This window comes from Rhizobium sp. BK313, from assembly GCF_014193655.1.
GTDB lineage: Bacteria > Pseudomonadota > Alphaproteobacteria > Rhizobiales > Rhizobiaceae > Rhizobium.
Genome location: NZ_JACHZQ010000005.1, coordinates 230,790 through 255,548 on the forward strand (window position 1 = coordinate 230,790; position 24,759 = coordinate 255,548).

26 protein-coding genes and 1 tRNA gene are annotated in these 24,759 nt (G+C 59.9%); 12 read left to right on the top strand and 15 right to left on the bottom strand.

All coding sequences use genetic code 11. The features are described from left to right. Nucleotides 1–10 precede the first annotated feature (10 nt). The 6 genes from FHT86_RS24620 to leuC all read left to right on the top strand — a co-directional run bounded on the left by FHT86_RS24620 (nucleotide 11) and on the right by leuC (nucleotide 5,485). Nucleotides 11–982 carry a threonine/serine dehydratase gene (locus tag FHT86_RS24620; protein WP_133709275.1) on the top strand — a complete coding sequence of 324 codons (972 nt, stop codon included), beginning with the start codon at nucleotides 11–13 and terminating at the stop codon, nucleotides 980–982. Nucleotides 983–1,393: 411 nt separating this feature from the next. Beyond that, nucleotides 1,394–1,939 carry a 50S ribosomal protein L19 gene (gene rplS / locus FHT86_RS24625; RefSeq protein WP_133709041.1) on the top strand — a complete coding sequence of 182 codons (546 nt, stop codon included), beginning with the start codon at nucleotides 1,394–1,396 and terminating at the stop codon, nucleotides 1,937–1,939. Nucleotides 1,940–2,154: 215 nt separating this feature from the next. Continuing rightward, nucleotides 2,155–2,952: a basic amino acid ABC transporter substrate-binding protein gene (locus FHT86_RS24630; RefSeq protein ID WP_133709040.1), complete on the top strand. Its 798-nt coding sequence runs from the start codon at nucleotides 2,155–2,157 to the stop codon at nucleotides 2,950–2,952. Between the two features lie 34 nt (nucleotides 2,953–2,986). Further along, nucleotides 2,987–3,811 (top strand): amino acid ABC transporter permease, encoded by an 825-nt coding sequence (locus FHT86_RS24635; RefSeq protein ID WP_133709039.1) that lies wholly within the window; start codon nucleotides 2,987–2,989, stop codon nucleotides 3,809–3,811. 74 nt (nucleotides 3,812–3,885) lie between these two features. Continuing rightward, the gene (locus FHT86_RS38500) at nucleotides 3,886–4,008 is read left to right on the top strand and encodes a hypothetical protein (protein ID WP_281413727.1); all 123 of its coding nucleotides are present in this window, start codon (nucleotides 3,886–3,888) and stop codon (nucleotides 4,006–4,008) included. 67 nt (nucleotides 4,009–4,075) lie between these two features. Then, nucleotides 4,076–5,485 (top strand): 3-isopropylmalate dehydratase large subunit, encoded by a 1,410-nt coding sequence (gene leuC / locus FHT86_RS24640; protein ID WP_133709038.1) that lies wholly within the window; start codon nucleotides 4,076–4,078, stop codon nucleotides 5,483–5,485. Nucleotides 5,486–5,581: 96 nt separating this feature from the next. Here leuC and FHT86_RS24645 read toward each other — a convergent pair whose 3' ends face one another. Beyond that, nucleotides 5,582–6,484 carry an EamA family transporter gene (locus FHT86_RS24645; RefSeq protein ID WP_133709037.1) on the bottom strand — a complete coding sequence of 301 codons (903 nt, stop codon included), beginning with the start codon at nucleotides 6,482–6,484 and terminating at the stop codon, nucleotides 5,582–5,584. An 82-nt stretch (nucleotides 6,485–6,566) separates the two neighbouring features. On the opposite strand from FHT86_RS24645, the gene FHT86_RS24650 reads away from it, so the two are divergent. Then, nucleotides 6,567–7,103, top strand: a complete 537-nt coding sequence (locus tag FHT86_RS24650) for a MarR family winged helix-turn-helix transcriptional regulator (RefSeq protein ID WP_133709274.1) — start codon at nucleotides 6,567–6,569, stop codon at nucleotides 7,101–7,103. 36 nt (nucleotides 7,104–7,139) lie between these two features. Here the strand turns inward: FHT86_RS24650 and FHT86_RS24655 are convergent, their stop codons facing one another. Both FHT86_RS24655 and FHT86_RS24660 read right to left on the bottom strand, forming a co-directional pair. Next, nucleotides 7,140–8,129 (bottom strand): aldo/keto reductase, encoded by a 990-nt coding sequence (locus FHT86_RS24655; RefSeq protein WP_133709036.1) that lies wholly within the window; start codon nucleotides 8,127–8,129, stop codon nucleotides 7,140–7,142. 13 nt (nucleotides 8,130–8,142) lie between these two features. Beyond that, on the bottom strand, nucleotides 8,143–8,538 hold the full coding sequence (locus tag FHT86_RS24660) for a cupin domain-containing protein (RefSeq protein WP_133709035.1): 396 nt from the start codon (nucleotides 8,536–8,538) through the stop codon (nucleotides 8,143–8,145). Between the two features lie 124 nt (nucleotides 8,539–8,662). On the opposite strand from FHT86_RS24660, the gene FHT86_RS24665 reads away from it, so the two are divergent. Beyond that, on the top strand, nucleotides 8,663–9,556 hold the full coding sequence (locus FHT86_RS24665; RefSeq protein ID WP_133709034.1) for a LysR family transcriptional regulator: 894 nt from the start codon (nucleotides 8,663–8,665) through the stop codon (nucleotides 9,554–9,556). A gap of 141 nt (nucleotides 9,557–9,697) precedes the next feature. On the opposite strand, the gene FHT86_RS24670 is transcribed toward FHT86_RS24665, so the two are convergent. Continuing rightward, on the bottom strand, nucleotides 9,698–10,528 hold the full coding sequence (locus FHT86_RS24670; protein ID WP_133709033.1) for an aldo/keto reductase: 831 nt from the start codon (nucleotides 10,526–10,528) through the stop codon (nucleotides 9,698–9,700). A gap of 153 nt (nucleotides 10,529–10,681) precedes the next feature. Then, the gene (locus FHT86_RS24675) at nucleotides 10,682–11,230 is read right to left on the bottom strand and encodes a L,D-transpeptidase (protein WP_133709032.1); all 549 of its coding nucleotides are present in this window, start codon (nucleotides 11,228–11,230) and stop codon (nucleotides 10,682–10,684) included. Nucleotides 11,231–11,378: 148 nt separating this feature from the next. Between FHT86_RS24675 and FHT86_RS24680 the strand changes: the two genes are divergently transcribed. Both FHT86_RS24680 and FHT86_RS24685 read left to right on the top strand, forming a co-directional pair. Further along, nucleotides 11,379–12,062, top strand: a complete 684-nt coding sequence (locus FHT86_RS24680; protein ID WP_133709031.1) for a response regulator transcription factor — start codon at nucleotides 11,379–11,381, stop codon at nucleotides 12,060–12,062. An 8-nt stretch (nucleotides 12,063–12,070) separates the two neighbouring features. Then, entirely contained in the window at nucleotides 12,071–12,526 is a 456-nt protein-coding gene (locus FHT86_RS24685; RefSeq protein ID WP_133709030.1) for a cyclic nucleotide-binding domain-containing protein, read from the top strand. Between the two features lie 57 nt (nucleotides 12,527–12,583). Here FHT86_RS24685 and FHT86_RS24690 read toward each other — a convergent pair whose 3' ends face one another. From FHT86_RS24690 to tesB, 6 genes are all read right to left on the bottom strand, one after another. Further along, entirely contained in the window at nucleotides 12,584–13,387 is an 804-nt protein-coding gene (locus FHT86_RS24690) for an exodeoxyribonuclease III (RefSeq protein WP_133709029.1), read from the bottom strand. A 205-nt stretch (nucleotides 13,388–13,592) separates the two neighbouring features. Further along, nucleotides 13,593–14,249 carry an outer-membrane lipoprotein carrier protein LolA gene (locus tag FHT86_RS24695; RefSeq protein WP_133709028.1) on the bottom strand — a complete coding sequence of 219 codons (657 nt, stop codon included), beginning with the start codon at nucleotides 14,247–14,249 and terminating at the stop codon, nucleotides 13,593–13,595. 134 nt (nucleotides 14,250–14,383) lie between these two features. Further along, nucleotides 14,384–17,053 carry a DNA translocase FtsK gene (locus FHT86_RS24700; RefSeq protein WP_133709027.1) on the bottom strand — a complete coding sequence of 890 codons (2,670 nt, stop codon included), beginning with the start codon at nucleotides 17,051–17,053 and terminating at the stop codon, nucleotides 14,384–14,386. Between the two features lie 278 nt (nucleotides 17,054–17,331). After that, nucleotides 17,332–18,774: an ammonium transporter gene (locus FHT86_RS24705; RefSeq protein ID WP_133709026.1), complete on the bottom strand. Its 1,443-nt coding sequence runs from the start codon at nucleotides 18,772–18,774 to the stop codon at nucleotides 17,332–17,334. A gap of 28 nt (nucleotides 18,775–18,802) precedes the next feature. Next, complete coding sequence (locus tag FHT86_RS24710) at nucleotides 18,803–19,153, bottom strand: P-II family nitrogen regulator (protein ID WP_166656872.1); 351 nt, start codon at nucleotides 19,151–19,153, stop codon at nucleotides 18,803–18,805. Nucleotides 19,154–19,367: 214 nt separating this feature from the next. Beyond that, entirely contained in the window at nucleotides 19,368–20,252 is an 885-nt protein-coding gene (gene tesB, locus FHT86_RS24715) for an acyl-CoA thioesterase II (RefSeq protein WP_133709024.1), read from the bottom strand. Between the two features lie 83 nt (nucleotides 20,253–20,335). Here tesB and FHT86_RS24720 point away from each other — a divergent pair, with 83 nt between their 5' ends. Beyond that, nucleotides 20,336–21,550, top strand: a complete 1,215-nt coding sequence (locus FHT86_RS24720) for a ubiquinone biosynthesis hydroxylase (protein ID WP_133709023.1) — start codon at nucleotides 20,336–20,338, stop codon at nucleotides 21,548–21,550. 25 nt (nucleotides 21,551–21,575) lie between these two features. On the opposite strand, the gene FHT86_RS24725 is transcribed toward FHT86_RS24720, so the two are convergent. The 4 genes from FHT86_RS24725 to FHT86_RS24740 all read right to left on the bottom strand — a co-directional run bounded on the left by FHT86_RS24725 (nucleotide 21,576) and on the right by FHT86_RS24740 (nucleotide 24,322). Beyond that, nucleotides 21,576–21,764: a Trm112 family protein gene (locus tag FHT86_RS24725; RefSeq protein ID WP_133709022.1), complete on the bottom strand. Its 189-nt coding sequence runs from the start codon at nucleotides 21,762–21,764 to the stop codon at nucleotides 21,576–21,578. Between the two features lie 9 nt (nucleotides 21,765–21,773). Then, the gene (locus FHT86_RS24730; RefSeq protein ID WP_133709021.1) at nucleotides 21,774–22,433 is read right to left on the bottom strand and encodes an LON peptidase substrate-binding domain-containing protein; all 660 of its coding nucleotides are present in this window, start codon (nucleotides 22,431–22,433) and stop codon (nucleotides 21,774–21,776) included. Between the two features lie 243 nt (nucleotides 22,434–22,676). After that, nucleotides 22,677–23,654 (bottom strand): thioredoxin, encoded by a 978-nt coding sequence (gene trxA, locus FHT86_RS24735; RefSeq protein WP_133709020.1) that lies wholly within the window; start codon nucleotides 23,652–23,654, stop codon nucleotides 22,677–22,679. A 158-nt stretch (nucleotides 23,655–23,812) separates the two neighbouring features. Next, nucleotides 23,813–24,322 carry a prolyl-tRNA synthetase associated domain-containing protein gene (locus FHT86_RS24740; RefSeq protein WP_133709019.1) on the bottom strand — a complete coding sequence of 170 codons (510 nt, stop codon included), beginning with the start codon at nucleotides 24,320–24,322 and terminating at the stop codon, nucleotides 23,813–23,815. Nucleotides 24,323–24,565: 243 nt separating this feature from the next. On the opposite strand from FHT86_RS24740, the gene FHT86_RS24745 reads away from it, so the two are divergent. Next, a tRNA-Gly gene (locus FHT86_RS24745) sits at nucleotides 24,566–24,640 on the top strand. The last annotated feature ends 119 nt before the right edge of the window (nucleotides 24,641–24,759 follow it).

Sequence of the window (24,759 nt, forward strand, 5' to 3'; positions counted from 1 at the left end):
CATCGCCTCCATGACAAAACAATCTCAACCGTCTTTTTTGAATATCGTAGATGCCAGAAGTCGGATCGATCCAATATTCCTAGACACAGCACTGCTCACGGACGCCACCCTCGGCCTGACACTCGCAGCCAAGGATGAAACGGATAATCCAATCCGTTGCTTCAAAGGCAGGGGTACCGGCTATTATCTGGCGTGCGCGAGCGCGGAGAGAGGACCACTGGTCACAGCGTCAGCAGGCAACTTTGGCCAAGGGCTCGCCTACGGCGCGGCAAAATTGGATCGTGAATTGACTGTATTCGCTAGCCTTTCCGCAAACCCGCTGAAGATCGAGGCTATGCGCATGCTCGGGGCGGAGGTCATTCTGTTTGGGGATGACTTCGACGCAGCGAAAGCAAGAGCCCGGGAATACGCCTCAGAAAGCCGGGCAACGTTCGTGGAGGATGGTGCAAGCGCCAGCATCGCAGAAGGTGCCGGAACGATCGCGGCCGAACTCAGCGAGGCATTCGGCAATATCGATGCGGTCTTTGTCCCTCTCGGAAATGGTGCGCTGGCGGCAGGGATCGGCTGCTGGTTCAAAACAACATCGCCCGCCACCAAAGTAATCGCTGTCGCCGCGAAAGGTGCTCCCTGCATGCAGCTTTCATGGCTGGCAGGCCAACCCGTTCCGACAGATAAGGCGACGACTATCGCGGATGGGATCGCTGTGCGCGATCCGGTTCCGGTTGCCGTCGATTGGCTGGCCACGACGATCGATGACGTCGTGCTTGTCGACGATGCTTGCATAGTCGATGCCATGCGGTTCGCGCATTCCAAGTGGAATCGGTTCGTTGAACCAGCAGGCGCTGCGGGGTTGGCTGGTGTTTTGGCGACGGCTGCGACCATGCAGGGGGCTAGGGTTGCAACGATACTGTGCGGAGGAAATCTTACGCCAGAGCAAATTGCCCAGTGGCTGCCAGAAGCCGATGCGGGATTTGTCCCGTAGAATATCGAATGGCCGCTTCGAGACCTACCAGCAAAGCGGCCAAGGCGTTTCTCCTGCATGCGCAGAATGCGTTGCTGGAATGGATAGTCGGCTGAGCCTTTTGACACCGACGCTCATCTTGCAGCCGACCTTCATCTCTTGGTATTCCAATTGCCTAGGCGCCCCCCGACACAGAAGAAGCCCTGAAATGCGGCGTTTAACGCACGAAATTCCCAGCCAAGGGGTGACAAACCCACAGCAATAGGATATGTGCGCGCCCGGCATGGGAAATTTCCCATCAACCACCAAAGAATAGCAGACGTATTCGCTCCTGCCTTCACGGGCATATATCCAAGGCGAGACCGCAAGGTCCGACCAAAGATAGATCGTTTAGGGCGCTCTGGCTGTTGAACCAACAAAGAGGTTGATAACATGAATATCATTCAGCAGTTGGAAGCCGAACAGGCTGCCAAGATCGAAGCCAAGCGCACGCTCCCGGAATTTTCGGCCGGCGACACCGTCCGCGTCAACGTGAAGGTCACGGAAGGCAACCGTACCCGCGTTCAGGCCTATGAAGGCGTCTGCATCGCCCGCTCCGGCGGCGGCCTGCAGGAAAACTTCACCGTTCGCAAGATCTCCTATGGCGAAGGCGTCGAGCGCGTATTCCCGGTTTATTCGCCGATGATCGAAAGCGTCGAAGTCGTTCGCCGCGGTAAGGTCCGTCGCGCCAAGCTCTACTACCTGCGCGACCTGCGCGGTAAGGCTGCCCGTATCGTCGAAAACACGGGCACCCGCGCCCGCAAGCTCAACGATTCCGAGCGCCAGGCTGTTGCCGATGAAAAGGCTCGCATCGAAGCTGAAAAGGTTGCCGCAGCCCAGGCTCTCGCAGCCGAAAAGGCAGCAGCCGAAGCCGCCGAAGCAAAGGCAGCAGCCGAAGCAGCCGCTGCTGCTGCAGCCGCGGAACCGGCAGCAGAATAAGCTTTCGATCCCATCGGATTGCAGAAATCAGGCGGCCTTCGGGTCGCCTTTTTTATTGCGAAGGAAAAAGAAGAGGGGCGCGAGAAGGAAATTTCTCCGCAGGTCATCAGCTTTGGAGCGGCATTTCTGTTTTTGTGGTCATGGTCATGGCAATAGCCTTGCAATCCGCTTTCTAAGTATGACAATTTTCCATTGCGCTATCTGGGGAGATTTCCATGGCATTCCGTCGTTCGTTCCTTCTGGGCCTTACTGCCCTCGTGCTTGCACCTTTCGCGTCCTTCGCCGCCGACCTGCCGAACTTGAACGGCAAGACCGTCGTCGTCGTCACCGAGAATGCCTATCCGCCGCTGCAATTCGTCGACCCCAAGTCCGGCAAGGCGATCGGCTGGGAATATGACGCGATGACCGAGATCGCCAAGCGGCTGAACTTCACCGTCCAGTACCAGAACACCAGCTGGGATGCGATGATCCAGGCGGTCTCCGACGGCCAGTACAACATCGGCATGACCGGCATCACCATCAAGGAAGACCGCAAGCAGAAGGTCGACTTCTCCGATCCCTACATGCGTTCGCAGCAGTTCATGCTCGTGCGCGGCGATGAAAACCGCTTCACCGACGCCAAGAGCTTCGCTGCCTTCAAGGAAGGCCTGATCGGTGCACAGCCGGGCACGACGCCTTTCTACACCGCCGTCTATGAAGTGCTTGACGGCAACGAGCAAAACCCGCGCATAAAGCTCTTCGAAACCTTCGGTGCTACCGTGCAGGCGCTGAAGACCGGCGATGTCGATGTGGTGCTGACAGACGGTACCGCCGGCAAGGGCTATGTCGACGCCTCGAACGGCGGATTGAAGCTGATCGGCGATCCGCTCGGCACCGAGGATTTCGGCTTCATCTTTCCGAAGGGCTCCGACCTCGTCGCTCCGGTCAATGCCGCCATCGCCAGCCTGAAGGCCGATGGTACCTTCGATGCGCTGAACAAGAAGTGGTTCCTCGACTACAAGATGGGCCAATGAGCCTTATGCCTCTGCAGCCGGGAATGCCGCTCTGATGGCGCAACAAGCGGGGTCGGGCGGGCACCATATCAAGGACGACTATCCCTGGTGGCTGGTCGTCCTCGTTTTGTTAGGGATCGCGATCGCGGTCGCCATTATCGTCAGCGACCTCTATACCCAGGTCTTCTTTACGGTCGTTCAGGGTGTCTACGTCACGGTGTTCGTGACGCTGGTCGCATTCGCGTTGGCGGTCATCCTCGGCCTCTGCATTGCGCTGCTCGGCCTCTCCGACAATATCGTGCTGCGCCAGATCGCGCGCTTCTACATCGAAGTCATTCGCGGCATCCCGATGCTGGTGCTGCTCTTCTACGTCGCATTCGTCGGAGCACCGGCGATCGTCGCACTCTATAACACCGTGACGGTGCCGCTCGTCGATGCCGGCTGGGCAAGACCGATGCTGGTGCGCGATCTCTCGTTGATGTGGCGAGCGATCATCGCCCTAATGATCGGTTATGCTTCCTTCATCGCCGAAATCTTTCGCGCCGGCATCCAGGCCGTCGACCACGGCCAGATCGAAGCGGCGAAGGCGCTCGGCCTGTCGCGCTATCGACGCTTCCGCCATGTGATCGCGCCGCAAGCGATCCGCGTCATTTTTCCGCCGCTCTCCAACGATTTCGTCTCGATGGTCAAGGATTCCTCGCTGGTTTCCGTTCTTGGAGTCGCTGATATCACGCAGATGGGCAAGGTCTATGCCTCAGGCTCGTTCCGCTTTTTTGAAACCTATTCGATCGTCACCTATATCTATCTCATTCTGACGGTTGGCCTGTCGCTGTTGCTGCGCCGGCTTGAGAAACGGATGCGCAAGGCACACGAGCGTTGAGGGACTAACATGCGGCAGAATGTGGCCAGTGGCCACCATTGCCGAAGGTTTCGAAAATTGATATGAGCATCGGCATGACAAGGATCATGAGCAAGGACGGAAAAGTCGTCACGGCTTTCGTGCTGCAGGACCATAAGCGCCTGCCGGCCCGTTTCTTTGCGATGATTTCGGGCGCGCTCAACAGCCGACTTCGCTGACCACTCCCGAGGCCGGCGGTCCCTCCGCCATCCCCTATTTCGACAATGCCAATATGGATCTATAGCCATGAGCGCTCCGCGTACCCTCTACGACAAAATCTGGGATGATCATCTCGTCGACAGCCAGGACGACGGCACCTGTCTTCTCTACATCGACCGTCACCTCGTTCATGAGGTGACGTCGCCGCAGGCCTTCGAAGGCCTGCGCATGACGGGCCGCAAGGTGCGCGCCCCGGAAAAGACGCTCGCCGTCGTCGACCACAATGTCCCGACCTCTCCTGATCGCCATCTCGGCATCAAGAACGAGGAAAGCCGCATCCAGGTCGAAGCGCTCGCGAACAACGCTGCTGAATTCGGCGTCGAATATTATTCGGCAAGCGACAAGCGCCAGGGCATCGTTCACATCATCGGCCCCGAGCAGGGCTTCACCCTGCCCGGCATGACGATCGTCTGCGGCGATAGCCACACCTCGACGCACGGCGCCTTCGGCTCGCTGGCACACGGCATCGGCACCTCCGAGGTCGAGCACGTCCTCGCGACCCAGACGCTGATCCAGAAAAAGGCGAAGAACATGCTGGTGCGTGTCGACGGCCAGCTGCCGGCAGGCGTCACGGCCAAGGATATCATCCTCGCCATCATCGGCGAGATCGGCACCGCCGGCGGCACCGGCTACGTCATCGAATATGCCGGCGAAGCCATTCGCGCGCTGTCGATGGAAGGCCGCATGACCATCTGCAACATGTCGATCGAAGGCGGCGCCCGCGCCGGCCTCATCGCCCCCGACGAAACGACTTTCGAATACATCAAGGGCAAGCCGCGCGCTCCCAAGGGCGAAGCCCTGGAGCAGGCGATCGCCTATTGGAAGACGCTGCAGACAGACGAAGGCGCGCATTACGACCGCGTCGTCGTGCTCGACGCCGCAGCGTTGCCACCGATCGTTTCCTGGGGTTCCTCGCCGGAAGACGTTGTCTCCGTGCAGGGCATCGTTCCCAACCCCGACGAGATCCAGGACGAAAACAAGCGCACCTCCAAGTGGCGCGCGCTCGACTATATGGGCTTGAAGCCAGGCACCAAGATGACCGACATCACGCTTGACCGCGTCTTCATCGGCTCCTGCACCAATGGCCGCATCGAGGACCTGCGCGCCGTCGCCAAGGTCGTCGAAGGCAAGAAGGTGGCATCCACCGTTGATGCGATGATCGTTCCGGGTTCCGGCCTTGTGAAGGAACAGGCGGAAGCCGAAGGTCTCGACAAGATCTTCAAGGCCGCTGGTTTCGACTGGCGTGAGCCGGGCTGTTCCATGTGCCTCGCCATGAACGACGACCGCCTGAAGCCGGGCGAACGCTGCGCCTCGACCTCGAACCGCAACTTCGAAGGCCGCCAGGGCTTCAAGGGTCGCACACACCTAGTGTCGCCCGCCATGGCAGCAGCCGCCGCGATCGCAGGGCACTTTGTCGATATTCGCGAATGGAACTGATTGATTTCAGGCAATAAAATGGAAAGGCGGCTGTTGGGCCGCCTTTTTTGTTTGTCTCGACGGATGGAGCATTTATCAGATCCCCATCCCAGTCCACTATCGTTTCAAGGCGATTGCCGGACGATCGGTGGGCGTTGATTTCCCGGCGGAAGGAAGCTGTTGCGCGCGCTGGCTCAGCCACACGCTGCCAAGCACGATGGCAATGCCCAGGAACTGTATCGGGCTGAGCTGCTGGTCCAGCACCCACCAGCCGAGGATCACGGCCGTCGTTGGGCTGAGGAAGCCTAGCGGCGAGACGACGGATGGCTCCAGACGCGACAGGCCGCGAAACCACAGAATATAGGTGAGCGCAGCTCCGATCAGGCCGAGATAGGCGAAACCCAAAAGATTGGCAGCGGTCGGAAACGGAAGCGGTGGCTCCATCATTATGGCGAAAGGCAGCAACAGCAAGCCTCCGGCCGTCAGTTGCCAGGCGGTGAAGGTGAGCGGCGAGACATCGGGCCGCCAGCGGCGGCTAAGCACGGTGCCGGCCGCCATGGAGACGGCGCCGCCGATACCCGCCGCAATGCCGACCGGATCAAGCTTTGCCTGCGGCGTCAAGATGAGGAGTGCGACGCCGACGATACCGGCAAGTGCCGCCATGATGGAAAGGCCGCGGATCCGCGAGCCAAGCAAGAGACGGGCCAGCATGATGACGATGAGCGGCTGGATCGCACCGACAGTGGCCGCCACCCCACCCGGCAGCCGGTATGCGGACATGAACAGCATCCACCAGAAAATGGAGAAATTCAGAGCGCCGAGGACGAGCGATCTCGACCACCAGATGCCGCGCGGCAATCGCCTGACGACGCCCAGCAGCAGCAGCCCCGCGGGCAGCGCACGCAACATGGCAACCGTCAGCGGATAGCCGGCCGGCAGGAGCTCGGTCGTCACCAGATAGGTGCTGCCCCAGATGGCCGGCGCGATTGCTGTCAGCAACAGGTCGAAATTGCGCCTCATGTCGCACCTTTGGAATTTATCTCGACCTCAAGATAACCGAGAATATCTTGACGTCAAGATTTTTCCATGGCGATGTCTCCGCATGGATCGCATCGACAAGATTCTCGCCCAATGGAACCGGGAGCGGCCCGATCTCAACGTCGGCCCGATGGGCTTGATCGGCCGCATCAGGAACCTTGCCCACCATCTCGGCCGCGAGATGGACAGGACTTTCGCGCAGTTCGGATTAAACGGCGCCACCTTCGACGTGCTGGCGACCCTGCGCCGCTCGGGAGCGCCCTATGCGCTTTCCCCCAGCGATCTGATGGCAGCCATGATGGTGGCCTCCGGCACTATGACCAATCGCATCGATCAACTGGAAAAGGCTGATCTTGTCACCCGCAGCGCCAATCCCGAGGACGGTCGTAGCTTCCTGGTGTCGCTGACCGAAAAGGGCTTCGCGCTAATCGACGCCGCGGTGGCCGCCCATGTCGAAACGCAGGCCCGTCTCGTCTCAGGTCTGTCGGAGGAGGAGAAAGCAACGTTGAACGCGTTGCTTGGCAAATATTTAGCGGGCTTCGAGATCCCTGCGACGGAGAAACCCGCCGCAGGAAAAGATGCTCTAGATTTAAATGACTAGAGCGACCTTTGTGCGTTCATAGGAACGCACGGCGCTCTACCGGTTGACCCTTGCTTGCAGGTGCGCCGGATAGCGGTCCCCTTGCACAGCGATCTGGGAAAGCGCGCCCTCGATATTGCGAAGATCATCGGCGGTGAGCACGACGTCTGCCCCTCCGATGTTCTCTTCAAGCCGGTGCATCTTGGTGGTGCCGGGGATCGGAACGATCCAGGGCTTTTGAGCGAGCAGCCAGGCAAGGGCGATCTGAGCCGAGGTCGCCCGCTTCTGCGCAGCGATTGCGCCAAGCAGATCGACGAGAGCCTGGTTGGCCTTTCGGGCTTCCGGGGTGAAGCGCGGGACGATGTTGCGGAAGTCCTTGCTGTCGAACGTGGTGTTCTCGCTGATTGCGCCGGTAAGGAAGCCTTTCCCTAGAGGGCTGAAAGGAACGAAGCCGATGCCAAGCTCTTCGAGGGTCGGCAGGATCTCCTGCTCAGGCTCCCGCCACCAGAGTGAGTATTCGCTCTGAAGGGCTGCGACCGGTTGGACCGCATGGGCACGCCGGATCGTCTGTGCACCGGCCTCCGACAATCCGAAATGCTTGACCTTGCCCTCCTGGATCAAATCCCTCACCGCACCGGCAACATCCTCGATCGGGACGTTCGGGTCTACGCGATGCTGATAGAACAGATCGATGACATCGGTCTTCAGGCGTTTCAAGGCGGCTTCGGCGACCTCGCGGATGTGCTCCGGGCGGCTGTTCATGCCGCTCTGGCCGCCGTTCGCATCGAATTCAAAGCCGAACTTCGTTGCGACCGCGACCTTTTCCCGAATGGGTGCCAGAGCTTCGCCGAGAAGTTCCTCATTCTTGTATGGGCCGTAGGCTTCGGCGGTATCGAAGAACGTAACGCCGCGCTCGAAGGCCGAACGGATCAGCTTGATTGCCTCCTGCGTGTCCGTTGCCGGGCCGTAGCCATAACTAAGGCCCATGCATCCGAGTCCAAGGGCGGAGACTTCGAGACCGCTGTTTCCAAGTTTACGCTTCTGCATGGTTCTTTCTCCCTCAAGCCTGATACTGCTCGTTGCTGACATGCTCCATCCAGTCGACAACCTTGCCGTCGTGATGTTCCTGGATGGCGATATGGGTCATGGCCGTAGTGGGCGAAGCACCGTGCCAATGTTTCTCACCCGGAGCGAACGAGACAACGTCCCCCGGCCGTATCTCTTCGATCGGACCGCCCTCGCGTTGCACCCGGCCCAGACCGGCCGTCACGATCAGGGTTTGACCGACAGGGTGGGTGTGCCACGCCGTGCGGGCGCCCGGCTCGAATGTGACGCTGGCACCGGCCGCGCGAGTGGAATTGTTGGCTTGAAACAGCGGGTCCACACGGACCGTTCCGGTAAACCAGTCGGCCGGTCCCTTGCCCGATGGCTGCGAACCGTTTCGTTTGATTTCCATGATCTTTGTCCTCTGCCCGAAAAACAGCACGATGAATTCGGCTGCTGATAACAGACATTTAGTGCGTGTGATTGGCTTCGATTAGATGGTAGAAGTGGCAAGCGCCTATGAGAAAGATTCATGAATGCCGCGTCAGCCTGTCAACGACCTCATCGCTTTCCTAGCCGTCGCGCGGGAAAAAAGCTTCACCAAAGCGGCCGCAAAACTCGGGGTTTCGCAGTCGGCGCTTAGCCATACTATCCGGGGGCTTGAGGCTCGTCTGGGTCTTAGGCTGCTGACGCGCACCACCCGTAGCGTCTCGCCGACCGAAGCCGGGGAGCGACTGCTTGTGACCATAGGCCCGCGGTTTGATGAGATCGAAAGTGAATTGGCCGCGCTTAGCGAATTTCGCGAGAAGCCGGCGGGCACCATTCGCATCAACGCCGGTGAACACGCGGCCGAAACTATCATTTGGCCGGCCCTGGAAACATTGCTGCCGCAATATCCGGACGTCCATGTGGAGATCATCGTCGACTATGGCCTGACCGATATTGTCGCTGAACGATACGACGCGGGCGTGCGGCTGGGTGAACAGGTGGCGAGAGACATGATCGCGGTTCGCATCGGTCCGGACATGCGCATGGCCGTCGTCGGGGCTCCCATGTATTTTGAGAATCGGCCGAAACCACAAACACCTCAGGATCTGACCGATCACAATTGCATAAACCTGCGCCTGCCGACCTATGGCGGCATCTACGCTTGGGAGTTCGAGAAGCAGGGGCGAGAGCTGAAGGTGCGGGTCGAGGGCCAACTCGTGTTCAACAACATTGCGCTCAGGCTGAACGCTGCGTTGACAGGTTTGGGACTGGCTTACCTACCAGAGGATGTCGCGCAGCCCTATCTTCGCGATGGGCGGCTCATCAGGGTTCTCGAGGATTGGTGTCCGCCATTTACCGGATATCATCTCTACTATCCGAGCAGACGGCAGGCCTCGCCGGCCTTCGCTCTGGTCGTGAATGCCCTTCGTCGCCGTGTTTGAAGAGATTTCAATTCTAAAACCGTTATTGCCGATGCATCTGCCCGGCCTGCGGCATGCTCGTCAATGCTAGAAAGGCCCGGAGCACCGGCTCCGAGCCTCAGAATGCCAGGCGGAGAAACAACTCTCCGCAAACACCAACCGTCAGAAGGTCGCCTTCACCGGGTCCGGCCCGATACGCCCGCTGGTGGAATCGAGCTTGGCAATTTCGGCGAGATCATCCGCATCGAGCTTGAAGTCGAACACGTTGAAGTTTTCTTCGATGCGGCTCGGCGTCACCGATTTCGGAATGACGATCAGGCCGTTGTCCATGTGCCAGCGAATGACAACCTGGGCCGGCGTGCGGCCATGCTTGGCGGCAACCTTGCCGATGACGGCATTGCCGAGAAGCTTGCCTTGGCCGAGCGGGCTCCAGGACTGCGTCTTGATGCCGAGCTTGTCGTGGACCTCGCGCAAGGCCTTCTGCTGGAAGGTCGGATGCAGCTCGATCTGGTTCAGCACCGGAGTGACGCCGGTTTCGCCGATGATGTGATCCAGATGTTCCTTGGCGAAGTTGGAGACGCCGATCGAGCGGGCGCGGCCCTCTTCCTTGATACGCAGGAAAGCCTTCCACGTGTCGAGATATCGGCCGCGATGCGGCGACGGCCAATGGATGAGGTAGAGGTCGACATAATCGGTGCCAAGCCGCTTCAGGCTTTCATCGAAGGCCTTCAGCGTCGAGTCGAAACCTTGGGCTTCGTTCCAGAGCTTTGTGGTCAGGAAGATATCCTTGCGGGCGACGCCGGACTGGCGCATGCCTTCGCCCACGCCGTCTTCATTGGCATAGATGGCAGCCGTGTCGACATGGCGATAGCCGGCCTTCAAAGCTGTGCTGACGGCCAACGGTGCGACGTTTTCCGGCGTCTGCCAGACACCGAGGCCGACCTGCGGAATGGAATTGCCGTCGTTGAAAGTGATTGTCGGTTGAGTGGTCACAATATGTCTCCAAAAGACTTGGGAGTGGATGGAGTGAAGGCGTGAATTGAACCCGGACGGGAACCCCGGATTTCCCTGCGCGCATCGCAGCCGCTGCGCCGGTCGGAAACCTATATAATATAGGATTACAGGATTATCACCCCACAGCACATATCAGATGACGCGAACTGTTGTTCCCCTGCGGAAAAAGCGGATGAGCCGCTGCATATCCTTGAGGCTGACGGCGACGCAGCCGGCGGTCGGCTCGTAGCCTGGCCTGATCAGATGAAAGAAGATCGCCGAGCCGCGATGGCGCCGGCGCGAGCGGATGTTCCAGTCGAGCACCAGGCAGATGTCATAGAGCCCGTCACGCCGCAGCATCTCCTCATGGCTTGGCTTGAACGGCGCTTTGACAAGGCGATTGTAATTGGCATCTTCCGGCTGATCGCACCAAAGCATGTCCCCGCGAATGCGCCGCATCGGCAAAGCTGTGCGCAGGAAGCGGACATGATCGCCCCGCGTGAAACCGTAAAGCAGCTTCATCGCCGCAATCGGCGTCGCGCCGTCCCCTTCGCGCTTCAGCACGCTGCGCCCGGATCGGCCGATCGCCGCCGGTATCGTCAGCGGCCCTACCTGCACCAGAGCACGCGTCGGCTTGCCCGGTGCCGGACGGACGACGATTGTAGAAACGGACCGCCTGCCGCCTGCCCTTGCTTTTTCCATTTTCCTCACATGTTTTTGCTTTGCGTGTGATTTCTTTTGAAATCATAGCAGTTTCAATTGGACGACCAAGCCTGAGCCGCCTCACGACTTGCTAAAAATGCAATTTGGCGTAGGACTTAGGAGGCAATAGAACGAGGACCGCAACGGCATGACCGCACGCACCATTTTGCTGGTGGATGATGACAACGACCTGCGTGAAATGCTGGTCGAACAACTGTCCCTCTACGAAGAGTTCACGGTTCTGCAGGAGGCGACCGCCGGCAAGGGCGTCCAGGCCGCCCGCGCCGCGCCCGTCGATCTGCTGATCATGGACGTGGGCCTGCCCGACATGGACGGCCGCGAAGCTGTGAAGCTGCTGCGCAAGAACGGCTTCAAGGCGCCGATCATCATGCTGACCGGCCATGACACCGATTCCGACACTATCCTTGGCCTCGAGGCCGGCGCCAACGATTATGTCACCAAGCCCTTCCGTTTTGCCGTGCTGCTCGCCCGCATCCGTGCGCAGTTGCGCCAGCACGAACAGAGCGAAGACGCGACCTTCACCGTCGGCCGCTATCTCTTCAAGCCGAGCCAGAAGCTGCTGACTACGGAAGACGGCCAGAAGATCCGCCTGACGGAGAAGGAAGCGGCGATCATCCGTTATCTCTATCGCGCCGACCAGAAAGTCGTCACCCGCGATATCCTTCTCGAAGAGGTCTGGGGTTACAATTCCGGCGTCACCACCCACACGCTGGAAACCCATGTCTATCGCCTGCGCCAGAAGATCGAGCGCGATCCTTCCAACGCCGAAATTCTGGTGACGGAAAACGGCGGCTACAAGATCATTCCATAGGCGATAAGATGGCGCTCAATGACGATATCCGCCTGCTGTCGCAACTGCCGCTGTTCCACGGCATGGGCGACGAGCCGTTGCGGCTGATCGCCTTCGGCGCCGATCGTCGTCATGTCGCGGCCGGCCTGACCCTCTTCCGGGAGAAATCGCCGGCCGAATGCGCCTATGTCGTCGCCCGCGGTAGTTTCGAGCTGAGCACCGTCGATGCTGCCGGACAACCTCATGTCGAAGCCACCGTGCAAGCGGGCACTATGCTCTCCGAGTTGGCACTGGTGACGCTGGTGGAGCGCAAATATACTGCGGTGGCGCTGGAGGACTCCGATGTCATCCGCATCACCCGTGCACTGTTCCTCCGGCTGATCGAGGAATATCCCGACGCCGGTCTGCTTATTCAAAACCGCGTTCGCGAAAATTTCGCCGTCCTCGCCAAGCAGGCCGCGGCATTGCTTCACCGGTTTTCGTGACGCACCGCTCCCAGTAACCTGGAGCGACGCTGGAATAAAACCTCACGCGAAATCGCCTTAGAGATTGAAATGCGCGGTCACCGGCACATGGTCGGACGGGCGATCCCAACCGCGCGCCGCCTTCAGGATGTCGATACGCTGCAAGAGCGGGCCGAGATCGGACGACGACCAGATATGGTCTAGACGACGGCCGCGATCGGCGGCTTCCCAATCCTTCGCGCGATAGCTCCACCACGTATAGAGCTTCTCGTTCTCTGGCACCTTCTGGCGCATCAGATCGAGCCAGGCGCCGCGTTTCATCACCTCGATCAACCCGTCGGTTTCGACCGGCGTGTGGCTGACGATCTTGAGCAACTGTTTGTGCGACCAGACGTCATGCTCAAACGGCGCAATGTTGAGATCGCCGACGAGGATTGCGGAGGTACTCGGCTCGGCATTCGCATGCAGCCGCTTCATCTCCTCGATGAAATCGAGCTTATGGCCGAACTTGGGATTGATCGTCCGATCCGGCTCGTCGCCGCCGGCCGGAACGTAGAAATTATGCAGCCGGATGCGCCGGCCGCCGCGCTGGAAGATCGCCGAGATATGGCGGGCATCGCCGACGTTGCAATAATCCTGCCGATGATCCTCGGCCAATGGAATACGCGAAGCGATGGCGACGCCATGATAGCCCTTCTGGCCATGGACGATGATGTGCTCATAGCCGAGTGCCCTCAGCGGCGACAGCGGGAAGAGCTCGTTCGGGACCTTGGTCTCCTGCAGGCAAAGAATATCGGGCCGGTGCTGCATCACGAATTGCTCGACGATCGGCATACGCAGCCGCACCGAGTTGATATTCCAAGTCGCAATCGAAAATCCCATGCCCAAACCCTTATCTCAATCCCGCTAGAGCATCCCGCTTTCGGGTGGCATCACCTGCAAGCGGATAAGATGCTCTAGATTCAAAAGATTAGAGCGACCTTTGTGCGTTCAAATGAACGCACGACGCTCTAGGGGTTTAGCCCGGCAAGAAGAGAAAAGGAAGATCATTCAACATCTTCGCACGATGTCGAAGCGGGAATGAGAACTACCGGTTCTGCGTGCCCGAATAATCGATCCGGAAGACGCTGTCGTCGAAGGAAAGATTGGTCTTCACATTATTGACGATGACATCGGTGGTCTTGCCCTGAGGGTCGATGACGGTCCATTGGCGCAGATCGTAAGTCTTGGAATCGAAGATCATGGCGATGGTCGAATCGCCGAAGACCGTGCGGTTGCCGAGGGTAATCTTGGTCAGATCCGACTGCGTTTGGACATTGCGCACCATGTCGGCGGAAAGGTCGATCCTGTTGGCAAGCAGCAGGCTGAGCGGCGTCTTCGAGAGCTGATACATATTGTTAGTGCGCGTCTGGTCGTTGATGACCTGGACGTTGTTACCGTCGCAGATGACACGCATGCGTGACGGCGGATCATAGTTGAAGCGCAGCTTGCCGGGACGCTGAATGTAAAAGCTACCGCTCAACTGGTCGCCGCGCGGCCCGATCTGCAGGAAGCCGCCCTTCATGGTCTTGATGGACGAGAAATGATCAGCAATTGCCTGTGCAATGTCGGGATTGAGAGCCGCAGCCTGCGCGAAGGCCGCGACGGGTACCACGCTTGCCGCGCCCGCCGCCACCACAGCGCCGAGGAAATGACGGCGAGTGAGGTTCAAGTGGATCAAGGGCTGCGCATCGGTCTTTTTCATCGAATTCTCCTTCATGCTTTGTCCATGGCGCGCAAAATCGGCGTCTTCATGGCGCGGCGGCCCATGCTCGGTCACGAGCCGCGATCAAATCTCCGAAAGCATATTCGGGACATGTGACACGGGCTCACAACCCGTTAGCGATCGAGAACATCCGCTTCTGTCGGCACGAGAATCTCGCGCTTGCCGGCATGGTTGGCCGGGCCGATCAGACCTTCCTGTTCCATACGCTCGATCAGCGACGCGGCGCGGTTATAGCCGATACCGAGCCGGCGCTGGATGTAGGAGGTCGATGCCTTGCCATCGCGCAGCACGATCGCCACCGCTTGGTCATACGGATCCTCAGAGTCGGAGAGGTTGGCCGTACCCGCCGGACCGTGACCATCGTCGTCGTCATCCTCGTCGGCGGTGATTGCATCGAGATATTGGGGCGAGCCCTGCGTTTTCAAGTAGGAGACGATGTCTTCCACTTCGCCATCGGCGACGAACGGACCGTGGACGCGCTGGATGCGTCCACCACCGGCCATGTAGAGCATATCGCCCATGCCAAGGAGCTGTTCTGCGCCCTGTTCGCCGAGGATTGTGCGGCTGTCGATCTTCGAGGTCACCTGGAAGGAAATGCGGGTCGGGAAGTTCGCCTTGATCGTGCCGGTGATGACGTCGACCGAGGGGCGCTGCGTCGCCATGATGACATGGATGCCGGCCGCGCGTGCCATCTGCGCCAGACGCTGTACGGCGCCTTCGATGTCCTTGCCGGCGACCATCATCAGGTCGGCCATTTCGTCGATGATGACGACGATGTAGGGCATGGGCTTCAGATCGAATTCCTCGGTCTCGTAGATCGCCTCGCCGGTCTGGCGGTCGAAGCCGGTCTGAACTGTACGGCTGATCGCCTCGCCCTTGGCGACGGCCTGCTCGACGCGGGTATTGAAGCCGTCGATGTTGCGCACGCCGATCTTCGACATCTTCTTGTAGCGCTCTTCCATCTCGCGGACGGTCCATTTGAGAGCGACCACAGCCTTCTTCGGATCGGTGACCACGGGCGAGAGGAGGTGCGGAATGCCATCATAGACGGAGAGTTCGAGCATCTTCGGATCGATCATGATCAGGCGGCACTGTTCCGGCGTCATCCGGTAGAGCAGTGACAGGATCATGGTGTTGATGGCGACCGATTTGCCCGAGCCCGTGGTGCCGGCAACGAGCAGATGCGGCATCTTGGCGAGATCGGCGATGACTGGCTCGCCTCCGATCGTCTTGCCAAGCGCCATAGCGAGCTTGGCCTTGGAGCTTTCGAAATCGCGGCTGGCAATGAGCTCGCGCAGATAGACGGTTTCACGCGTTGAATTCGGCAGTTCGATGCCGATGGCATTACGGCCGGGAACGACGGCAACGCGGGCAGCGATCGCGCTCATCGAGCGTGCGATATCGTCGGCAAGGCCGATCACGCGTGAGGACTTGATGCCCGGCGCGGGCTCCAGCTCGTACAGCGTCACGACCGGGCCGGGACGGACATGAATGATCTCGCCCTTGACTCCGAAATCCTCGAGTACGCCCTCGAGCATACGGGCATTCTGCTCCAACGCATCGGAAGACAGCGTTGCGTCTCGCACGATCGTCTTCGGCTCGGCGAGCAAATGCACGGCCGGAAGCTGGAAGCCATAGGGGCGAATGAAGGAGGTCTGCGCCTCACGCTCGGCACGTACGCCGGGCTTCGGCCGCTGAGCGGGGGGAACGACCCGGTGACCGGCATGACCGCCCGGAACCTTCGGCGAAGCGGCGCGTAGCGCCCATTCGTCCTCTTCGTCGTCTGGCAGGATGCCGGCCGGACGGGGCAGCTCGCGTTCATAAGTCGGATCGTCTTCCTCGTCCTCGTCATCGTCGCCGATATTCATGGACGGCGGGGAAACGACGCGGCGTGGCGCCGGGCCGTCCAGCGACGGCTCGACACGCTCGCCGCGGACAACAGGCGCCTTCGCGCGCACCGGCTCGTTCAGCGTACCAAACTCGTCGTCGTTGAAATCGTAGGGCGCATCGAAGGCATGATCGCGGCGCTTACGCGGACCCATGCCGAACAGGCGGCGAAGCCGCGCGTGCGTATTGTACCAGGCATGCATGAGGGCACCGAAGGCCAGGAAGCCGCCGCGGTCGTCATCCTCGTCGTCATCTCCGACGTTGCGGGCACGGCTCTGCGTGTTTTCGTATTCCTCTTCCTCATCCTCGTCTTCCGGCAGGCTGCGGCCGATAATGCCGGCGGCAAACAGCATGAGCCAGGCCGCGGGGATCGCGAGAACAGAGCCGAACACGGTAGCGAAGACGCCGCTCGGATAGGTGCCGATGAAAAGAGCGGGAAAGCGCAGAACGATGTCGCCGATGACACCGCCGATACCGTTCGGGATCGGCCAGGTCGGAGGGGCGGGGAAACACGCGATGGAACCGGCAGCGACGATGGAGCCGCCGACCCAGGCACCGAGACGAGCTGGCACGCGATGGACCCTGCGGTTGGAAATCAACGCGAAGGCCCAGGCGACAATCGGCAGCAGCGCGACGACGGAGGCGAGACCAAGCGCCTGCATCATGATGTCTGCAAAGGCAGCCCCCGGAAAGCCCAGTATGTTCGTTGGCGTGTTGCTGGTGGCGTAGGAATAGCTGGGGTCCATGACGTTCCATGTCGCCAGCGCTGCAACCGCGAGCGCCAGCAGGAACAGCAGCGCGAAGCCGCTGAGGCCCCTCAGCTGCCGCCAAACGACTCCCGAAAGCGAGAAGCGGTCGGGACGACCGCCCAACGCTGCCGAATTGCTTCTGCCCATAATATCCAGCCCGTTCGTTGTCGAAAGCACCAGCGAATCGGCGTCATGCCCGCTCACCCAGTACGTCAGCTCTACCTAATCAGAGGAGGGTTAATGGCATGTTAACCATGCGGGCTGCGCTGCGCGAATCAACGAATTTATGGGCGCGAGGCGGTCGCGCCCATAAAAAAGGCCCGAACCAAGGTCCGGGCCAAGAGCGGCTTATTTTCAACAAATAGGCCGCGACGGGATGTTCAGCGGCGCCAGGGGATTTTGTCCCGGCGCCGCAAGCTCCAGATTTAAGAAGCGTGGTAAGCGGCTTCGCCGTGGGAGGCGAGGTCGAGACCTTCGCGCTCGGCTTCGACGGGAACACGCAGGCCGACGATGATGTCGACGATCTTGTAGAGGATCGCCGAACCGATGCCGGACCACAGCAGCGTCGTCAGCACGCCCTTGAACTGGGCGAGCAACTGCGTTGCGGTGCCGGGATAGGTGGCTGCGAAGTCAGCCGTCGAATAGTCGACGATGCCTGCGCCGCCAAGCGCTGGGTTGACCAGGATGCCGGTTGCCAAAGCGCCGAAAATACCACCGACGCAGTGTACGCCGAAGACGTCAAGGCTGTCGTCGTAGTTGAACTTGTTCTTCACGACGTCGACGAAGAAGTAGCAGATCGGCGAAACCAGCAGGCCGAGGACGATGGAGCCCATCGGACCGGCAAAGCCGGCAGCCGGCGTGACGGCGACGAGACCGGCGACCGCGCCCGAAGCTGCACCGAGCATCGAAGCCTTGCCGCGAGTGAAGGTTTCAACGACGCACCACGAAAGAGCGGCGGCAGCGGTGGCGACGAAGGTGTTGATCATGGCGAGCGAAGCGTAGCTGTTGGCTTCGAGGTTAGACCCGGCATTGAAACCGAACCAGCCGACCCACAGCAGCGAAGCGCCGACCATGGTAAGCGTCATCGAATGCGGTGCCATGATCTCCTTCTTGTAGCCGGTGCGCTTGCCAAGCATGATCGCGCCGACCAGACCGGCGATACCGGCATTGATGTGAACGACCGTGCCGCCCGCGAAATCGATCGCGCCAAAGCCGAAGACCATGCCCGACGCAGCCGTGTAAGCGCTCGGACCACCCCAGAACCAGACCATATGAGCGATCGGGAAGTAGATGAACGTGACCCACAGGAAGACGAAGAGCATGACGGCCGAGAACTTGATACGCTCGGCGAAGGCACCGACGATCAGGCCCGGCGTGATGCAGGCAAAGGTCATCTGGAAGCAGACATAGGTGAGCTCGGGAATGCCGACACCCTTGGTAAAGGTTTCGACGAGATCCTTCGGATCGGTGCTGACGCCAGCAAGGAACGCCTTGGAGAAGCCGCCGACGAAGCTGTTCAGCGAGCCGCCGTCAGTGAAGGCAAGCGAGTAGCCGTAGACGCACCAGATGATCATGACCATCGCGGTGATCATGAAGACCTGCATGAGAACGGACAGCATGTTCTTGGCGCGGACGAGACCACCATAGAACAGCGCCAGGCCTGGAATGGTCATCAGGAGAACGAGGACCGTGGAAACCATCATCCAGGTGTTGTCACCCTTGTCCATCGTGATCGCCGGTGCTGCGGCAGCGGCTGCCGGGGCCGCGGCCGGCGCGGCTTGCTGCGCAAAGGCAATCGCCGGCGCGAGCAAGGCCGCAGACAGCGTGCCCACCCGTGCAAGAGTGGAGGAAAGCTTAGTAGATGTCATTGCAAATAACTCCCTGATCGGCCGTGTCTTACAGCGCTTCTGAATCGGTTTCGCCCGTACGGATGCGCACGGCATGGTCAATCGAATAGACGAAAATTTTGCCGTCGCCGATCTGACCGGTCTTGGCGGACGCTGCGATGGCTTCGACTGCCTTGTCGACGATTTCGGATGCGACCGCGACTTCGATTTTCAGCTTTGGCAGGAAGCTGACGGCATATTCGGTGCCGCGATAGATTTCGGTATGCCCCTTCTGGCGCCCGTAGCCCTTCACTTCGGTCACAGTCAGGCCCTGGATGCCGACAGCCGTGAGGGCCTCACGGACCTCATCGAGCTTGAACGGCTTGATAATGGCCATCACAATTTTCATCTGGTTTCCCATCCTTTGTTTACCCTCGGCGCGGAGCCGACTCTCCTTGCCGCTGACGAGTGTTTCAGCAGCGACCAGCCATACACATTCAAGGGGCGTGCCAGATTCATGACACACTTATAACTAATTGAATTTTAATGGATTTACTTGAGGCAGCTAATAAAGCGGCACGTCTTGGCGCGTCACACGCCCAAATTAATAGCAATTTTATAAATTTGCATATTATTTAATCATTTGCCTTTTTACGAATCAACCCCTCCTGCGCAACCGACGCAATCAGGACACCGGATCTCGTAAAAAGACTACCGCGAGCCAGGCCTCGCGCGCCTGAAGCGCTCGGACTGTCCTGAGTATAAAGCAGCCAGTCGTCGAGCTTGAAAGGCCGATGGAACCACATGGCATGGTCGAGGCTCGCGACCTGCAGACCCTGGTCGAAGATCGACGTGCCATGCGCATGCAACGCCGCATCGAGCAAGGTCATGTCCGAGAGATAGGCAAGCACGGCATTCTGATAGACACGGTCGCCCGGAACGGGGCCGGTCAGGCGGACCCAAATGTCTTGCCGCTGGCTGGGCCGCGAACGGGAGAAATAATGATCGAGCGACACCGGCCGGATTTCGATGGCCCGCTTCCGTTCCCAATAGCGGCGCACATTCTCCGGCGCGTTGGCGATATAGTGTTCCTTGATCTGCTGCTCGTCCATCAGCTCTTCCGGAGCCGGCACCTTCGGCATCTCGCCCTGGTGCTCGAAGCCGGGCTCATCGATCTGGAAGGAAGCCGTCAGGGCGAAGATCGCCTTGCCGTGCTGGATCGCCAGCACGCGGCGCGTATTGAAACTCGAGCCGTCGCGCAGACGGTCGACCTGATAGAGGATCGGCACCGACGGATCGCCTGGCAACATGAAATAAGCGTGCAACGAATGCACATGCCGCTCGCGTTCCACTGTGCGCTGCGCCGCCATCAGCGCCTGGCCGATCACCTGTCCGCCGAAGACGCGCTGCCAGCCGACCTGCGGGCTGTTGCCGCGAAACAAGTTCATCTCGATCGTTTCCAGATCCAGCGTGGCGAGCATGACTTGCATGGCGGTCAGTTTCTCGTTCTCGCGCGACATTTTGAATGGACTCCGACGGTAGGAACCACGAATGGGATGCTCTATATAGAACAGGAAATGACAGTAGGACACGGGGAAGCGCGATGTTGGACATGCTGGTAGTGGGTGGCGGTTATGTGGGTCTTGCCGCCGCGGTCGCCGTCAAGCAGGCCGCCCCCCATCTTGACGTCATGGTCATAGAGGCCGCTCCGGAAACCGCCTGGAAAAAAGACACGCGCGCTTCCGCGATCATCGCCGCCGCCTCGAAGATGCTGGAGGTCTTCGGCGTCTGGGACGAGATCAAGCCGGAGGCGGAGCCGATCACCCGTATGATCGTCACCGATTCGCGCACCGGCGATCCTGTGCGCCCCGTCTTCCTCACCTTCGACGGCGAAGTGGCTGATGGTCAGCCCTTCGCTCATATGGTCCCGAACCTTACCATGGTCGGCGCATTGCGCGGCGCTTGCGAACGCCTCGGCATCACAATTCGCCATGGTGTCAGCGCGACGGACTTCAAGACGGAGGACGCCAACGTCACGCTGACTCTCTCGGACGGCAGCATGCTGGAAGCGCGGCTGCTGGTCGCCTGCGACGGCGTGCGCTCCAAGCTCCGCGACATGGCGGGCATCAAGACCGTGAGCTGGGACTATGGCCAGTCCGGTATCGTCGTTACCGTCGAGCATGAGCGGCCGCACAATGGCTGCGCCGAGGAACATTTCCTGCCCTCCGGCCCCTTCGCCATCCTGCCACTGAAGAACAATCGCTCCTCGCTCGTCTGGACCGAGCGCAAGTCCGATGCCGACCGGCTCGTAGCCTCCGACGATCTGGTGTTCGAAGAGGAATTGGAGCGCCGTTTTGGCCATAAGCTCGGCGCACTTCACACGGTCGGGGACCGCCGCGCCTTCCCGCTCGGCCTGACGCTTGCCCGCGCCTTTGTCGCACCGCGCTTTGCCCTGGCCGGCGACGCGGCCCACGGCATCCATCCGATCTCTGGCCAGGGCCTCAATCTCGGCTTCAAGGATGTTGCGGCACTCGCCGAAACCGTGGTCGAAGCCGACCGCCTTGGGCTCGATATCGGCTCGATCAACATTCTCGAACGCTATCAAACCTGGCGGCGTTTCGACACCTTCCGCATGGGGGTGACCACCGACGTGCTGAACCGGCTGTTTTCCAATGACATCACGCCCGTGCGCGTCGCCCGCGATTTCGGTCTCGGTCTCGTCGACCGGCTGCCGAAACTCAAATCCTTCTTCATCGGCCAAGCTGCAGGCACGGCCGCCAGGGATAATCCACGGCTTCTTGCCGGCGAAGCGATCTGAATTAGCGGTATCGGGAAGGCCGGCCTCATTCTTCGATGCGCCGCGCCTCCGAGATCAGCATGATCGGAATGCCGTCGCGGATGGGATAAGCAAGCCGCGCCTTTTCTGACACCAGCTCATTCTTCTCGCGATCGTAAGTCAGACGCCCCTTGGTGAGGGGGCAGACGAGCAGATCGAGCAGTTTCGGGTCCACTTTGCTCACGGTAATGTCCATCGCGAACCCCTATTGCAGCACGGAATCGGTGTCGCCGAAGCGCGCAAGCACGATTTCGATGATGGCGATGAAGGTTTCCGCCCGGGTCTTCAGGTCTGGCGCTTCAAGGAGCGCCTGCTTTTCGGCCGGGTCGAAGGGCGCCATCATTGCCAGCGAATTGACCAGCGTCATGTTGCTGGCCCGTTCCACGCTCTCCCAATCCGCCTCCAGCTTGTTGGCATCGAGATAAGCCCGGAAAGCCGACAGGAGTGCTGAGCGATTGACGCCCTCCTCCTCGTCGCGCGACTTGAGGTCGGCGATGAACGGCGCAATACGGAAGCTGCGATAGGGCTGGTGCCCGGTAATCTCATCCATCAGCCGGAAGCGGCAGATGCCGGTCAGCGAGGTGATGTAACGGCCATCGCCCGTCTCGGCGAAGGACGTGATACGCCCGAGGCAGCCGACATGCGAAAGATGCGGCGTCTCCGGCGACTCGCCAAGCGCCGGCTGCACGACGCCGACCAGCCGGTTGCCAGCAATGGCAGCGTCAAACATGGCAAGGTATCGGGGCTCGAAAATGTTGAGCGGCAACTGCCCGGTGGGCAACAGCAGAGCTCCAGACAGAGGAAAAATGACCACCGAATCCGGCAGGTCGCCCGGCTTTAGATACCTTGCATTGCCAACTTGCATGATTTCCGTCCCGCTACATCACTGCGCCGCACATCTTGTGACGACACGCCAGAACGATATTCCCGCGGCGATTGTTCCGTCACGCCAGCGTCACAGAACAATGTGGCCCCCTCGCCCGAAAACACAAGAGAATTTCCCGGCGAAATGCGGAAGCATTCCGCTTTCCTACGGAATTGACCCAGCACCCGGACCCGGATCGAGTGGTCGGATCATTGTCCAGCCGACCGCCCCATCCTTTGGACCTTACGAGAACAGGATCGAGGAAAGCTTCCGGCGTGCCGAGATCGTCGCCGGGTCCTTCGGACCCCAAACCTCGAAGAATTGCAGCAATTGGCGGCGCGCACCATCGTCGTCGAAGGCGCGGTCGCGGCGCATAATCGTCAGCAGATGCTCGGCCGCCTCGTCGCGCTTGCCCTCGACATTGAGGATCTTGGCGAGTTTGACGCGCTCCTCGTGATTGTCGGGATCGAGCGCCAGCTCCTTCTCGATGGCGATGGGATCGCCGAGTTTGCGGGCTTCTTCTATCTGATCGAGCTTCTTCACCACGGCCTGAATGCCGGCATCGTTGGCAAGCGTTTCCGGAAGATCCGTCAGCGCCTCGCGCGCGCGCTGGCTCTGGCCAGCAGCGATCATGCATTCGGCCATGCCGGCAAGCGCCTTGGCGTTTTCCGGATCGGCCTGCAGCACCGCACCGAACAGCTCGGCCGCGCCATTGATATCGCCCCCTGCAAGAAGACCGGTTGCCTCTTCCAGAATCGCTTCGATCTCCGCCGCCTGATCGCCCGCACCGTCAGTCGGGCCACCGAGGCGATCGATGAACTGACGAACCTGGCTTTCAGGGATAGCGCCCATGAAACCATCGGCTGGACGGCCGTTGACGAAGGCGATAACAGCCGGAATCGACTGGATGCCGAGTTGACCGGGAATGGCTGGATGATCGTCAATATTCATCTTGACCAGCTTGACGCGGCCCTTGCCCTCGTTGACGACCTTTTCCAGAACCGGCGTCAGTTGCTTGCACGGACCGCACCAAGGCGCCCAGAAATCCACCAGCACCGGCTGGTTACGTGATTCCTCGATAACGTCCCGGGTGAAATTCGCCGTCGTGGTGTCCTTGATGGGCGAGGCGCCGCCGGATGACGCAGGTGCAGCACCGTATGATGCCGAGGCCGACATCTGGCCGCCGAAAGAAGCGTTATAGGGATTGTTTGAACCGCTCATGAGTATCTCCCGCTTACCGGCATTCTGGACCTTTAAAGCATGATTCCAAAAAGAACGAAGCGAATTTTGGATAAAATCACGCTCAATGAAATAGGTTGAGCGACAGGACAATTCGAAGACAAGTCATCTCGCTCTAATCGTAGCGCTAAAATCGTATGTCAGCCCGTCACTTTCAAGACTAACGGCGCATGACCTGTCGCTTCCATGAAGCGCAGGAGATCGCCGCTGGCAATCGAGGTCGTCGCATCATTCGACAACGGATGGCAATTGACGATGTCGTGTTCCATCAATTCGGCATCGAGGATGAACGTAACGTTCTTGCCGGTATCGTTGATCGCGCCGAACGCCGTCACCGAGCCCGGAATGACACCCAGGTATTCTAGCAGCTTTTCAGGTTTGCCAAAGGAGACTTTGCTGGCCGCGCCGATCAGTGTGTGCACCGTCTTCAAATCGACGGTCGCATTCTCTTCCACCGTCAGAAGGAAGAAATTATCCTTCTTGTCCTTCACGAACAGGTTCTTCGTATGCCCGCCGGGGATCTCATCGCGCAGCGACACCGATTCGGCGACAGTGAACACCGGCGCATGATCCTTGGTGCTGTGGGGAATGCCGAGCCCGTCCAGGAATCGGAAAAGATCGTCGCGGGTTTTCGGGCTGTTCTCGGTCATGGCGTCTCGCAATAGAAAATGACCCGCCCCTGATACGTCGCCCACAAATCCTTTGCAATCTTCCAGACGACAAAGCCAGGCGCCCTCGGGCTTTCCAGCGGACAGTACAAAAAATGCAGATTTTTCTTCCCGACCTCGTCATTTCCCTGTTGCATTTGAAAAATGGTTAGGCCATATAGCGCCCGTCGCCGCAAGACGACGCCCAGCGGTCCAACACACTACCCCGGACAGCTGCGGATATGAGCGGGTGTAGCTCAGGGGTAGAGCACAACCTTGCCAAGGTTGGGGTCGAGGGTTCGAATCCCTTCGCCCGCTCCAATTTTCTCAAGAATATTAGCTAGCAAAAACCATCCGATCCCGAAGGATGGTGGCGGCTTGCATATCCCCGATTTTCGCCAGGAGCTGCGTTCGACGACCATGATCGCGGCGCGAATGCC

Coding starts and splice junctions, on each gene's coding strand:
- FHT86_RS24620 (WP_133709275.1), top strand. CDS start 11: ATGACAAAACAATCTCAACCGTCTTTTTTGAATATCGTAGATGCCAGA.
- rplS (WP_133709041.1), top strand. CDS start 1,394: ATGAATATCATTCAGCAGTTGGAAGCCGAACAGGCTGCCAAGATCGAA.
- FHT86_RS24630 (WP_133709040.1), top strand. CDS start 2,155: ATGGCATTCCGTCGTTCGTTCCTTCTGGGCCTTACTGCCCTCGTGCTT.
- FHT86_RS24635 (WP_133709039.1), top strand. CDS start 2,987: ATGGCGCAACAAGCGGGGTCGGGCGGGCACCATATCAAGGACGACTAT.
- FHT86_RS38500 (WP_281413727.1), top strand. CDS start 3,886: ATGACAAGGATCATGAGCAAGGACGGAAAAGTCGTCACGGCTTTCGTG.
- leuC (WP_133709038.1), top strand. CDS start 4,076: ATGAGCGCTCCGCGTACCCTCTACGACAAAATCTGGGATGATCATCTC.
- FHT86_RS24645 (WP_133709037.1), bottom strand. CDS start 6,484: ATGAGGCGCAATTTCGACCTGTTGCTGACAGCAATCGCGCCGGCCATC.
- FHT86_RS24650 (WP_133709274.1), top strand. CDS start 6,567: ATGGATCGCATCGACAAGATTCTCGCCCAATGGAACCGGGAGCGGCCC.
- FHT86_RS24655 (WP_133709036.1), bottom strand. CDS start 8,129: ATGCAGAAGCGTAAACTTGGAAACAGCGGTCTCGAAGTCTCCGCCCTT.
- FHT86_RS24660 (WP_133709035.1), bottom strand. CDS start 8,538: ATGGAAATCAAACGAAACGGTTCGCAGCCATCGGGCAAGGGACCGGCC.
- FHT86_RS24665 (WP_133709034.1), top strand. CDS start 8,663: ATGCCGCGTCAGCCTGTCAACGACCTCATCGCTTTCCTAGCCGTCGCG.
- FHT86_RS24675 (WP_133709032.1), bottom strand. CDS start 11,230: ATGGAAAAAGCAAGGGCAGGCGGCAGGCGGTCCGTTTCTACAATCGTC.
- FHT86_RS24680 (WP_133709031.1), top strand. CDS start 11,379: ATGACCGCACGCACCATTTTGCTGGTGGATGATGACAACGACCTGCGT.
- FHT86_RS24685 (WP_133709030.1), top strand. CDS start 12,071: ATGGCGCTCAATGACGATATCCGCCTGCTGTCGCAACTGCCGCTGTTC.
- FHT86_RS24690 (WP_133709029.1), bottom strand. CDS start 13,387: ATGGGATTTTCGATTGCGACTTGGAATATCAACTCGGTGCGGCTGCGT.
- FHT86_RS24695 (WP_133709028.1), bottom strand. CDS start 14,249: ATGAAAAAGACCGATGCGCAGCCCTTGATCCACTTGAACCTCACTCGC.
- FHT86_RS24700 (WP_133709027.1), bottom strand. CDS start 17,053: ATGGGCAGAAGCAATTCGGCAGCGTTGGGCGGTCGTCCCGACCGCTTC.
- FHT86_RS24705 (WP_133709026.1), bottom strand. CDS start 18,774: ATGACATCTACTAAGCTTTCCTCCACTCTTGCACGGGTGGGCACGCTG.
- FHT86_RS24710 (WP_166656872.1), bottom strand. CDS start 19,153: ATGGGAAACCAGATGAAAATTGTGATGGCCATTATCAAGCCGTTCAAG.
- tesB (WP_133709024.1), bottom strand. CDS start 20,252: ATGTCGCGCGAGAACGAGAAACTGACCGCCATGCAAGTCATGCTCGCC.
- FHT86_RS24720 (WP_133709023.1), top strand. CDS start 20,336: ATGTTGGACATGCTGGTAGTGGGTGGCGGTTATGTGGGTCTTGCCGCC.
- FHT86_RS24725 (WP_133709022.1), bottom strand. CDS start 21,764: ATGGACATTACCGTGAGCAAAGTGGACCCGAAACTGCTCGATCTGCTC.
- FHT86_RS24730 (WP_133709021.1), bottom strand. CDS start 22,433: ATGCAAGTTGGCAATGCAAGGTATCTAAAGCCGGGCGACCTGCCGGAT.
- trxA (WP_133709020.1), bottom strand. CDS start 23,654: ATGAGCGGTTCAAACAATCCCTATAACGCTTCTTTCGGCGGCCAGATG.
- FHT86_RS24740 (WP_133709019.1), bottom strand. CDS start 24,322: ATGACCGAGAACAGCCCGAAAACCCGCGACGATCTTTTCCGATTCCTG.